This is a genomic window from Hyalangium versicolor (assembly GCF_020103695.1).
GTDB lineage: Bacteria > Myxococcota > Myxococcia > Myxococcales > Myxococcaceae > Hyalangium > Hyalangium versicolor.
On record NZ_JAHXBF010000061.1, the window covers coordinates 1 to 11,584 of the forward strand.

Sequence of the window (11,584 nt, forward strand, 5' to 3'; positions counted from 1 at the left end):
AATAGGCGTCGACGTCAGCCGCGAGCAGATGGCCGCCCTTCACCTTGAGCGCTCCAACTTCCATGGTGAGTGGAATTACACCCTCCGGCCAAACTGAAACTTTATTTCTGCGCGGCTCCTTGGCGGCATGTTCTTTACGATGCTCTTCAAAGCCGTGGGATTGACCGAGAGCAAAGAGGAAGTTGAACGCATCGAGTGCCAAGGAGAGTCGTTCGCGCTCTTCTGGGGAGGTTGTCTCTTCATGAAGCCGCCCCAGAAGCTCCATGGTCTCCAGCATGAAATCTACAATCTTCATGGCGATACCCCCGCCATCAAGGGTTCGACCTCAGCAGGGGGGCTGGCCAGGAGTACTGCGGGTGCGAGAATGACAAGCCCTGCTCCGGCGGAGACCACGACAAAAGCAACCCCCGCGATGATGACCACGCTTCCCAGCAGGATCGCCTTGTGGTTGCGCTTCAGCCAATGCATTCTTGGAGACACTCTCGATTTTCCTCATCGCAGTCCCGATTCCAACCACCCATGACAGGCATGATTCGCCGAGCTACGGAACGCGCGCTGGGCAGGAGTCGATACCGCGAAAGATCCACCTCCTCGGCAGGCTGCCAGACATGGGCAACGGTGCCGTCGGGCATTTCCCGGATAAAGAGCACGTAGCGGGTCAGTTCTTCAGTGCTGTCAGGCGCGAGCTGGCGGGTAGCGCTGCAAGAGACAAGCAGGGCGCACAGCAGCGAAGCGGCGATTCGTTCCAGGGTCATGCAGGCTCCGCGCCGGACACCTAATGAAGCGCACCAGCATGGTCTGGCGCGACGACTTCGCCGCCAACGTCTCCCAGGGCTACGATGAGACGGGCAAGCTCGAGCCCCATGACCGGCGAGAGAGCGTGCGTGCCGCGGGCTCCATGGACACGACCGTGGAGGACTATGCGAAGTTCCTCGCGGGCCTCATGCGCGGCGAGGGCCTGTCGGCCAGGGCACGAGCCGAGATGCTGCGGCCGCAGATCGCCATCTCCTCGGCCCACCAGTTTCCAACGCTGTTGACGGAGACCGATGCGCGCAACGAGGTCATCTCCTTGTCCGCCGGGCTCGGCGTGGTGCTGTTCAACGGGCGCGCCGGCCCGGCCTTCTTCAAGGGAGGCCATGACGAATGGACCGATAACTTCGCGCTCTGCCTCGAGCGAGAGAAGCGGTGTGTGCTGCTCATGGCCAACAGTGTGAAGGGGCCCACTGTGTTTCCGACGCTGGTGAAGAGTCTCCTGGGCGAGACGGATATGCCCTGGCGCTGGGACTACAACCCGCCGCCCGAGGAGTGAGCCATCCGGCGCGACTGGAGCCGCACCAGCCTCAGGGGGGTGAACGCGACGCGCTCTGGGGAGTGACTCCCTGAAGGGGTGTGTCCTGGCCCATGGCGATGAAAGATGCCCAGAAATAGGGATGCGGATGTCTCTGGCGCAGCGTTCTCATCGCCGCTCGCAGCGCGGCGGCGCGTCCCTGGCCGGCGAGCAGGTTGCGGTAGTAGGTCTCCATGAGGTGGCGGGTCTCTTCGTCCCTGACCTTCCACAAGCTCGTCACGAGGGTTTGTGCGCCCGCGACCATCACGGCGCGGCGCAGGCCGTAGACGCCTTGGCCGAGCTTGACGTCACCCAATCCGGTCTGGCAAGCGGAGAGCACCACCAACTGCGTGCCCCACAGGTCCAGGCCCGACAACTCCAGGGCCGTCACCAGCGAGTCCTCGCGCCGGAAGTCTCCGGACGGAGTCTCCGGAATGCGAGCGCCCGCGAGCACCAGCCCCGAGCGCAACAGCGGGTCGGGGCTCCGTTTCACAGGGCCCCCTTCACCCACGGCACCGAAACTGGCCGGCGAGCGCGTGGCCGCGACAGCCTTGGTGTCTTCGAGGAAGAAACCATGAGTGGCGATGTGCAGTACGCCAGGTGCCGACAGCTTCAGCAAGGCCTCCTTGCTGGCGGCGCGGCCCATCAATACCTGGGCTTGGGGCAGCATGCGCTGAATGGCCTCGGCCTCCTGGCGCGTACCGGGCAATGGACGCCAGGGCGCCTCGACGAGCTCCGAGCGGAATGTGGAGAAGAAACGCTCGATCGATGCGGAGCGCTCGGCTTGTTCGGGAGCCTCCTGCATGCCCAGTGCTCCCGGAGAGGGAGCGGCGCTGAAGTCAGGATTGGCGAGGACGACGACCGAGCTGGCTGGAGCGCTCTCTTTGGAATGCGGCAGCAGGTCCTTACCCGACGTGAGGTAGGTGATGTCAAAGGCGTCTACGAGGAATCGCCGGCCGTCATGAAGGGCCGCGAAGGGAACGAGTGACAGCTGGCCTTCGGGAGAGAGGAAGAGCCGCTGCGCCTTGCCCAGGAGCGGGAGCAGAGGTTGGAAGGCCTGCTTGTAGAGGGCTTGCGCCGCGGGTTGATAGGTGGGGGACTGGCGAGCGAGCGCGTGATGCAGGCGCAGAGCCGCGCGATCGATCGGCCCGGCATGCCCAAGATCCAGGGCTTGAGTGTGGCCATCCGCGAAGAGCAGGAGCGCGAGGTAGCGCAACTTGCTGGGAACTGGTGAGGGGAGCGTTCCGGGAGTCGGAACGAGTGGGATGTCCTGGTACGCGACGAACTCAACGAGCACGCCGTCAGCGGGAAGCGCTGCGGCCACTCCCTCGATGAGTTCCGAAGGCTGGGGGAGCGCGAAGAGCGCACGCAGCGGCTTCGAGTGCCGGGCGAGGTCGGCCTCGAGGGCATCACCCTGTTCGGTGAGTTCCTTGAGGCGCTGCGGGTAGTCCGCCGGGGGCTCGGAGTTGCCCAGCGCCAGGGACGCCTGTTGGGTGCGCACGGCGCGCAAGCGATCGAACAGCTCACGATCAGCCGGCCCCAGGCCGCGGTAGACGATTCGGGACGTGTCGGAGAGTTCTTCGATGGAGCGGCCCTTGCGGAGGAGCGCTGCACAGAGCGCCAGGCGCCGTACTTGCTCGTTGTCCGGGTAGGCGCGGACGAGCGCATACAGGCGTTCTTCGTCAGTGCGCAGGAGGGCCAGGAAGTGAGCCAGACGGTTCTCGGAGAAACCAAGGACTTCCTGGCGCAGGTGTTCCTCGGAGATGGTGAAAGCACGTTCAAAGATTGAGACAGCCTCATCGAGGCGATGCTGCGCCAGGCGAAGGCGGGCGAGATCCGAGAGAGTGTTGGTGAGGTCGGGATGGTTCTTGCCGAGTGTCGCTTCATAGGTCGCCAGTGAACGTTCAAGGAGCGGTTCCGCGAGCACATATTGTCCCTGCTCCAGATACAGGGCGGCGAAGTTGTGAAGAGTCAAGGCGACCTCCCGATGGCTCTTGCCGAAGAGAGATTCCTTCATGGCGAGAGAACGCTCATACAGCGGCTCAGCTTGCTCTCGGTGCCCCTCGAGCGCGAGCAGATCCGCAAGGTTCAGCAATTGATCGGCAACATCCGGGTGATTCTTGCCGAAGGTCTTCTCAGCAATCTCAAGGGCACGCTCATAGAGCGGCTCAGCACGTGTATAGTCACCCTGGATTTCATGGAGAGCTGCAAGGTTGGAGAGGGCATCGGCCACATCGGGGTGGTCACTGCCAAGAGCTTGCTCCCGCATGGCGATGGCTCTTTGCAAGAATTGCTCGGCATGCGGATAATCGCCCTGTGCGGTATAGATGGTCCCCAAGTTGGCTAGAGTGCTGGCAATGTCAGGATGGTTCGCTTCGAGAACCTTTTCCCGAATGCGGAGTGCGCGCTGAAAAAGGGATTCGGCTTGCTCATAATGTCCCCGCAAAAAGTGGAGGTTTGCGAGATTGTTGAGGGATGAAGCAACACGCGGATCGTCCTCGCCGAGCGTAGCTTCATGTATCGACGTGGCGCGTTGGAGGAGAGACTCGGTACGATCATACCGACCTTCTTCCATGTAGAGGTTGGCAAGATTGTGGAGTGCTGCGGCGACACGAATGCTGTTGCTTCCTGAAGTCGTTTCCCAGATGGCCAATGCACGTTGAAGAAGCGGCTCCGCGCGTTCGAATTGTCCCTGGTTCTTGTAGAGGATACCAAGGCTGTTGAGCGAAGCGGCCGTGTCTGTATCTTCCTTGCCAAGGGCTGTTTCACGGATCGTCAGTGCGCGCAGATGGAGTTGTTCGGCGAGTGCGTAGTGTCCCTGTTCCATATGAAGGATTCCAAGCAGGCTGACGCATTGGGCCACGTCGGGATGCTCCGTCCCGAGGACGGCCTCCCGCAGGTTCACGGCTCGCTCAGCGAGCAGTACCGCTTCTGGGTAGTTGCCTGCCTCCTCGAGTTTGCGCGCCTCATCAAAAGCCTTTTGTGCCTCAAGGAGTCGAGCATCCGTTGGAGCTGTGCTCGCAGAGGTGCATGCTGCACAATATAGGACGAGAATCGCCACTGTAGAGAAGACTCTCCGCATGCTGCTCCCCATTGGCAGGATGGTTTGCTGCGTCCAAATGAAGCGAGGACTGCTCTCTTATGCTTTCAAGACCTCACTGAGACTCAGGCCGAAGTCACTCTCGATGGCTCTCATGAGGCTCGTGAACTCATTCGTGGACAGGCCAAGGCGCTCGCGGACCAAGCGCTTCGTCTCCACATGAACCGCCTGCCGAGCGCTCTTGAGCCAGCGCGACACCGTTGACTGATTCACGCGGAACAGCGTGCTCATCTCGGTCATGGACAGCCGCTCGACGAAGTGGAGCCGGAGCTGATACCGCTGCTCGGCTGACAGAGAGGCAAAGGCCTCGCATAGTGCATGACGGAACTCGGGGCGATAGCGGTGCTTGATGAGATAGAGTTCCGTGTCGGCGCCTGGCGCCGGCATGGCTTCAAGGACCGCCAGCACATTCTCGGCCGGGGCCTGCCGGATGGAAGTGCTCTGCCGGAGAGCCATGCGCAGGGCCATGACGCGAATCCAACTCAGCAGCGCTCCCCGGCCTGTGTACTCCGCGAGGTGAGGCCCCGTGCCCTGGCTCCCCATCAGAAGATGGATGCGGACCAGCTGGCAGACATCGTCGAGCACCACGGTGGGCATGTTGAGGTGCCCGAGAAGCGCCGGCAGCTTGGCCAGATAATGGCTCTCCAGCAAGGGGATGGCCGCAGGCACCTCATGAATGCAGGCGCAGGCGAGGTAGAGATCAGCGAGGACGAGCTGATCCAGCCACTGCATCAGTGGACGGCCCTCGCTGCCTTGGGGCAAACGCTGGGCCAAGTGGCGGATGAAGGTGTTCGCGGGCAGGCTGAGCTGCGGCCAGGGATCGCGTCCAGCTTCCCATGCACACTGGAGTTGGACTTCGAGTTCGTCGGCGTTGGCCGGCACTTCGATGCGCACTGGCGCATGTCCGACAAACATCATGGTGAGGGTGGGGGGCTCCTGCATCGGCCTCATCCTAAGCACCGCGACGTCCAGCCCGCATTGAACCCTTTCAGAAAAAGTCAGGATTGTCTTCTTTTCATGAACTGCACCGGAGGCCGGTTCCATTCATGGCTGGGAATAAACACAGTCGGGTCCCCTCGTCGGAGCCCGCACGATGTCTGAATCCCAGTTGGGTCAATTGCCATGCCTGAACAATGAACTCCTGGCCAGATTGGTCGATGGCCAACTCCCATGGGAGGACTTGTTCCGGGCGCACCGTCACGCGGCGGAGTGTCTGTCCTGCCGAGAACTCCTGGCTGCCCTCGCGCGCGAGGGGATGCTCCCCGCGCTCGATGAGGAAGGGCACCGCGATAGCTCGAAAAGACTCTCATCTCTCGAGAGTTCCTGCGAATGGTTTGACAAGGGTTGGATACCCCCCACCGAGTTCGATGAGTTCCGTCTGGAGCGTCCGCTGGGGCGTGGAGCCATGGGTGTTGTCTACCTGGCTCACGATCGCACCCTGGACCGACAGGTAGCGGTGAAGTTCCTGGCTGCGGCGCGGCCTCGAGCCCAGCTTCGCGAGCAGTTCTGGAACGAGGCCCGTGCCATCGCGCGCGTGCAACACCCCAACGTCGTGACTGTGTTCCGCGTGGGCGAGCTCGGCGACAGCGCGTATATCGTCTCCGAGTACCTCGCGGGCCAGAGCTTGGAGCGCCTGTCCTTGCCGCTGCCCTGGCGACGCGCTCTCTCGTTGGGGCTGAGGCTGGCCGGCGGGCTCTCCGCGGCGCATCGCCAGGGTGTGCTGCACCGGGATCTCAAGCCTGCCAACGTCTTCCTGACTGTCGAAGGTGAGGTGAAGTTGCTCGATTTTGGTCTCGCCGAGTTCTTCTCCGCGGGTCAGTGCACGGCTTTTCGAGGGAGAGGGTCCCCGGTGGGCACGCCGCGGTACATGGCGCCCGAACTCTTTCGCGGCGAGCCGGCGACGCCGCGAAGCGACATCTATTCCCTGGGGCTGATCTTCCATGAGTTGTGCACTGGTGCTCTTCCCCCTCGGCAGCGGAGCTCCCTTCTCTCATTGAAGGCGGGGCAACGTGACTCCGAGCTGGAAGCGTCTCGTACCCCGGGCAACAGCCCGTTGCATGCTCAGTGCGTGCCGGGGATCGACCCCGACTTCGCCGCGATCATCGAGCGTTGCCTTCATCCGGAGCCAGGCGAGCGCTTTGCCTCGGCGGCAGCCCTCCAGGCCGCGCTCGAGGAACTCCAGGAGCCGGGAGTGCTCGCCGCAGGCAATCCCTACCGAGGGCTTGCGCCCTTCGAGGCCGAGCACCGGGCACTCTTCTTCGGGCGCGATGCCGACATCCACGCCGTGCTGGAGCGCCTGCGCCATCAACCGTGTCTCCTCATCGCGGGTGACTCGGGAGTCGGAAAGTCTTCGCTGTGCCGCGCCGGAATCCTGCCCCGCGTCACCCTGGGCGCACTGGACGAGGGCCGGGACTTCAGCATCGTCACACTGGAGCCTGGTCATCGGCCGCTTGCGGCCCTTGCCGCCGTGCTCGCACCGCTGCTGGGAGAGACGGAGAAGGAGCTCGAAGCTTGGCTGGCCGAATCTCCGGAGGAACTGGGTCAGAGACTCCGAGCGGCCTACCAGCAGGGAAGGGGACTGCTACTCGTCGTCGACCAGCTCGAGGAGTTGGTGACTCTCAGTGAGCCCTCTCAAGCGGCGCGCTTCGCCAGCCTGCTGGGGGAACTCGCATTGCCTGCATCCGGTGTACGTGTGCTGCTCACGGTTCGAGGCGATTTCCTCACGCGCCTTGGGGCGCTCCCCGGTCTGGGCAAGAGCATCGAACGCATGCTCTACCTGCTGCGCCCGCTCACGCCTGACGGGGTGAGAGAGGCTATCGTTGGCCCCGCGCGCAACCGCGACGTAGTCTTCGAGTCCGAGGCACTCCTCCAGACGCTTGTCGAGGCCTCCTCTCACGGGGCGGGCGGCCTCCCCCTGCTCCAGTTCGCGCTGGCCGAGCTTTGGGAGCGCCACGATTCCGCGAGGGGCTGCATCACCCATGCTTCCCTTGAGGAGATGGGCGGCGTGGCCGGTGCGCTGTCCCGGCATGCAGATGCCGTGATCTCGAGACTCGATCGAAGCACCCAGCAAGCCGCGCGTCGTCTGTTCGGTCGTCTCATCACAGCGGAGGGGACGCGCAGCGAGCGGAGCGAGGAGAAGCTCATTGAAGGCTCGGACGAGGCACGCTCGGCGCTGCGGGCACTCGTGGAAGGGCGTCTCCTGCATGTGCGCACCTCGGGTGGCCGGGCCAGCTACGGGATTGCCCACGAAGCGCTCATCGGATGCTGGGGCACCCTGAGGCACTGGCTCGACGAGGATGCTGGCCAGCGTGCGCTGCGGCAGCGCATCGAGGCGGCAGGAGCGGAATGGGAGCGCCTGGGACACACGCCGGACCTTCTCTGGCGGGGGCAGCCGCTCGACGAAGCCCGGACGCTCGACTCCTCTGCACTGGGAGCACGCGAGCAGGGCTTCCTCCAGGCTTCGCTGCGTGCCGTACGCCTCCGGCGATGGAGCCGCTGGGCCGCCGCGCTCCTCCTCGTGCTCGGAATGGGGGCAACGTACGGGGCATCGCTCCTGAAGACGCGGCTGGAAGCGGAGCGTTTCGCCAGCAGCCGCCTGGCCGCCGCGAAGAGTGCCCGGGCCCAGGGGCAGGCATTGAGTGGGCTAGCCAGGGCAAGCCGCGAAAGGTCTCTCGCGCTCTTCAACAACCACGAGGACTCCCGTGCTGGGGGGGAGAAGGTGGCTCGGGAAGTCCGCCAGAGGGCGGAGACGAGCTGGGCTCAGGCTCTGGCTGAATACCAGCAGGCCGATGAGGCCTTCGCGGAGGCTGCGGGTGCACTCGGGGATGTCCTGGAGCGAGTCCAGGGACATACGGGAGCCCGCCAGCTCCGCATCGAACTCACCTATGAACGTCTCCTGCTCGCCGAGCACTTTCATCGCCCGGACGAACAGGCCCGGCTCTTGAAACAGTTCAAGCAGCTGGCTGCAGGAGATCCGGAATGGCTCCAGAGGCTCGAGGCTCCAGCCCGGCTTGAGGTCGAGACGCGTCCACCGGGGGCACGCGTTGAACTCACGCGCTACATGGACGACGGAAAGGGGTTGCGTCGAGAGCCCATCGCGGGGCAAGCGCCGGCTGATTCAACACCCATTGTGTGGGAGAGGTTGCTGCCAGGTTCCTACCAACTGCGCTTCACGCGAGAAGGCCATCCTTCCGTGGAACTGCCCCTCTTGCTTGAGCGAGGCCAGCGCAAGCAGGTGCAACTCACGCTTCCCGCTCAGATCCCCGACGGTTACGTCTACATCCCACCCGGTTGTTTTCTCTCGGGCAGTGACGATCCAGAGCCGATCCGGAAACTTCTCCTCAGCGCGCCGATGGAGCAGAATTGTCTTCTCCTGGAGGCCTACCTCATCGGGCGGACCGAGGTAACCCTGGGCGATTGGCTGGAGTATCTCGACACCCTGCCGCCCCAGGCGCCGCAGCGGCACCTCTTGGAGGCTTTCCAGCAGGGACTCGACACAGGGGTCAGGCTCAGGAAGTTGCCTGACGGCGTCTGGTGCTATTCCCTGTGGCTTGGCAATGGCCGGATGCTCACGGTGCGCGAGGGGGAACGCCTTCGCTACCCCAAGCGGAGCCATCATCAGGAACAGGACTGGCGCCGCCTGCCGGTGACGGGGCTCTCCTCTAAGGACCTCCAAGGCTATCTCGCCTGGCTCGACCGCTCCGGGCGCCTGCCGGGCGCACGGTTGTGCACGGAGCTTGAGTGGGTGCGCGCCGCCCGCGGTGCCGACGATCGGCGCTTTCCGCATGGGAACCGGCTCGACAAGGACGAGGCCAACATCGACGAGACCTACGACCGCGAGATCGAGGCCATGGGACTGGACGAGGTGGATGCCCATCAAGCCTCGGTGAGCCCCTTCGGCCTGCAGGGCCTGGCTGGCAACGCGTTCGAGATGACGCGGCCCCTGACACTCGAGCTCGGCGACATCGCCCTGCATGGAGGAGCCTGGTACTTCGGTGAAGTGGGCGCGTTGGTCGCCAACCGCCAGGCCTTCGACGCAAACTTCCGCAATCCCATGGTGGGCCTGCGCCTGTGCGCGTCCGTTTCGGATTGATAGCGCCTCTGACACCCGTTCAATCACACAAGGAGTCTCACATGAAGACCTTGCAGCTCATCCTCGGTTGCCTGCTGGCTGGCGCCTCTGTGTTCGCGAGCCCACCTCGAGACAGCTATCCGAAGAAGGGGAGGGCGCTCCCTTGCCAGGGCCAGGATCCTGAACGCAGCGTGTGGCCTAATGGCAACCTCTTGTGGGGGACCGGGCGCACAGAGGTTGGGAAGGAGAAGAGCAGCGTGCTGGCCGCCGTGGATGCCAGACGGGGGAGGCGAGGGGCCTTCCTGCTGAAGGGCGTACACGTCAAGGAGGGGCACCTGGCCGCCACGCCCTTTTTTCCCAAAGGACTCGTGGGCGCGGTGTTCCAGGGTATAGCCAGTGATGGCCACCCTGTGGAGGTCGCGCTGTGCGGCGCTGAGCCCGTCGCTCAAGATCCCGCGATGGTCTGGTATCGCATCGAGATCTGGAACGCGGGCACCGAATCCTGGGAGAACCCCTGTGTTGCCACGCAACGGGTTCCCGAGCCTCGGGCTCTCGCTGTGAAGGGCGTCTGGGACGAGACAGGAGCTCGCCGTGACAACCCGGATCAATTCACCTTCGCATGCGAGAACGGTGCGATCGCCAAGTGCGTCACCTGGGGTTACAAGCCCTGGGAGGTGATGGAGGGCCGCTCGTTGCAGCAACTGCATCAGGCCTGCACTCGCATGGCCCGAGCCGACTATTGCGGAGATGGGCACAGCCACACCCTCCATGACACGCCCATTGACATGTACGATGACCTCTCGGTGCAGACGCGGGCGCGGGAAGCCACGGAGGGCTGGGAGCCGGAGCGGGCGAACTTCGAGGCTGCCTGGACACCTGACGGCGCGTGGTGCCTGTCACACACGCGTGATGGGCAGGCCGCCGAGACGATTCTGGCGCAGTGTCCTGGACGCTTCGAGATGGCGGAGGAGGCGCTGGGCGAAGACGATCGCTGCACGGTTCGCCGCAAGGGGGAACGCGTTGAGTCAGTGCTGCTGCGCAACCGCTCATACTACAAGACCCGCCCGAGCCTTCATGAGGGAGCGGTGCAGTAGCCCATCTCGAACAGGATGGCCCTGCCGCCGCCCATCCTCAGTCGGAAGCGAGGGAGGGAAAGCCCGCACGGGCGCGTACGGCGTAAGAATGGAGGAGCCACTTCTCTCCACGCCTCAGCAGGATGCAGTTCCTCGCGTTAGGCAAGAGCGCCTCTTCCATGAGGAGTCGCTCATCCTCCTCGAGCGAGGTGGCATAGCCTGCCAGTCGCCTCTCACATCCGGTCGCGAAGGCGGCGTGGAGTCTCTCCTCATTGCGTTGGCTCAGCGGCATCTTCGCCCGGGTGAGCGCATCGGGTGCGGCCTCGAGCACGGCGAACTCCTCGGCTCCTGCCTGGGCCACCCGCAGGAAGGCGAACATCTCGACCATCCCCTCGGCATCATAGGTGCGCGATAGCTTGAAGGAGCGCTGCTCGTCCGGCCTGGACAGCCCCAGCAGCCGTGCCACCTCGCGCGCGCCTGTCCCCATTCGGTGCAAACGCACCAACTCTCTCAACCTCTCCATGTCGACTCTCCGCTGGCTCATTCGCGCGCCCTCTGCAGCACCGCTCCGGCGGTGCTCCGTGGCGCACGAGGATGCACGGGATGACTGCTGGGGTAGGCCCCCAACCCACCTACCCAGAACGTTTCTTTCTCATCTCTCTGGCTTGGAGGGTCCGCCGCCCGGACTTCTCTGACGAGAGATCCGCCCCCAGGTAGTACCCGAACGTGGAGGGAGCGCTGGCGCTCAGCGTGATGGAGCGCGTGGCGCACGCGTTCACGGCGAGCGACGCTCTCGTCAAGGTGCCCAGATAGGTGCCCTCTGGAGGCTTGAGAGGCGCGGGCACGCGGAGTGACGTTGTTGTCCTCGATCAGCTCCGGGCGCACGTTGAACTGTCACCACCGACGAGGTTTGGTGCCATTTCCACCGATCTTACCGAGGACCATAGATCCATCAGATCACCGGAGCCCTGAGATCCACCGAATCACCGAGGGGCACGAGAGCCACCGTGCAC

Annotated in this window: 7 protein-coding genes and 1 pseudogene; 3 read left to right on the forward strand and 5 right to left on the reverse strand. The window is 64.0% G+C overall.

The genetic code is table 11. From position 1 onward, the window contains the following. Positions 1-295, reverse strand: a pseudogene (locus KY501_RS52465) (hypothetical protein); the annotation flags it as partial. Between the two features lie 160 nt (positions 296-455). Then, complete coding sequence (locus KY501_RS52470; protein ID WP_224373161.1) at positions 456-755, reverse strand: hypothetical protein; 300 nt, start codon at positions 753-755, stop codon at positions 456-458. Between the two features lie 23 nt (positions 756-778). Between KY501_RS52470 and KY501_RS52475 the strand changes: the two genes are divergently transcribed. After that, a complete protein-coding gene (locus tag KY501_RS52475; RefSeq protein ID WP_224373162.1) occupies positions 779-1,309 on the forward strand; it encodes a hypothetical protein in 531 nt (176 codons plus the stop codon). A 31-nt stretch (positions 1,310-1,340) separates the two neighbouring features. On the opposite strand, the gene KY501_RS52480 is transcribed toward KY501_RS52475, so the two are convergent. Both KY501_RS52480 and KY501_RS52485 read right to left on the reverse strand, forming a co-directional pair. Further along, a complete protein-coding gene (locus KY501_RS52480) occupies positions 1,341-4,388 on the reverse strand; it encodes a CHAT domain-containing tetratricopeptide repeat protein (protein WP_309243072.1) in 3,048 nt (1,015 codons plus the stop codon). 78 nt (positions 4,389-4,466) lie between these two features. Beyond that, positions 4,467-5,471 (reverse strand): sigma-70 family RNA polymerase sigma factor, encoded by a 1,005-nt coding sequence (locus tag KY501_RS52485; RefSeq protein WP_224373165.1) that lies wholly within the window; start codon positions 5,469-5,471, stop codon positions 4,467-4,469. Positions 5,472-5,520: 49 nt separating this feature from the next. Between KY501_RS52485 and KY501_RS52490 the strand changes: the two genes are divergently transcribed. Next, positions 5,521-9,519 (forward strand): bifunctional serine/threonine-protein kinase/formylglycine-generating enzyme family protein, encoded by a 3,999-nt coding sequence (locus KY501_RS52490; protein ID WP_255637576.1) that lies wholly within the window; start codon positions 5,521-5,523, stop codon positions 9,517-9,519. Positions 9,520-9,560: 41 nt separating this feature from the next. Then, a complete protein-coding gene (locus KY501_RS52495) occupies positions 9,561-10,592 on the forward strand; it encodes an ADYC domain-containing protein (protein ID WP_224373167.1) in 1,032 nt (343 codons plus the stop codon). A 37-nt stretch (positions 10,593-10,629) separates the two neighbouring features. On the opposite strand, the gene KY501_RS52500 is transcribed toward KY501_RS52495, so the two are convergent. Beyond that, positions 10,630-11,094 (reverse strand): SETD3 family histone-lysine N-methyltransferase, encoded by a 465-nt coding sequence (locus KY501_RS52500; RefSeq protein WP_224373169.1) that lies wholly within the window; start codon positions 11,092-11,094, stop codon positions 10,630-10,632. Positions 11,095-11,584: the final 490 nt, after the last annotated feature.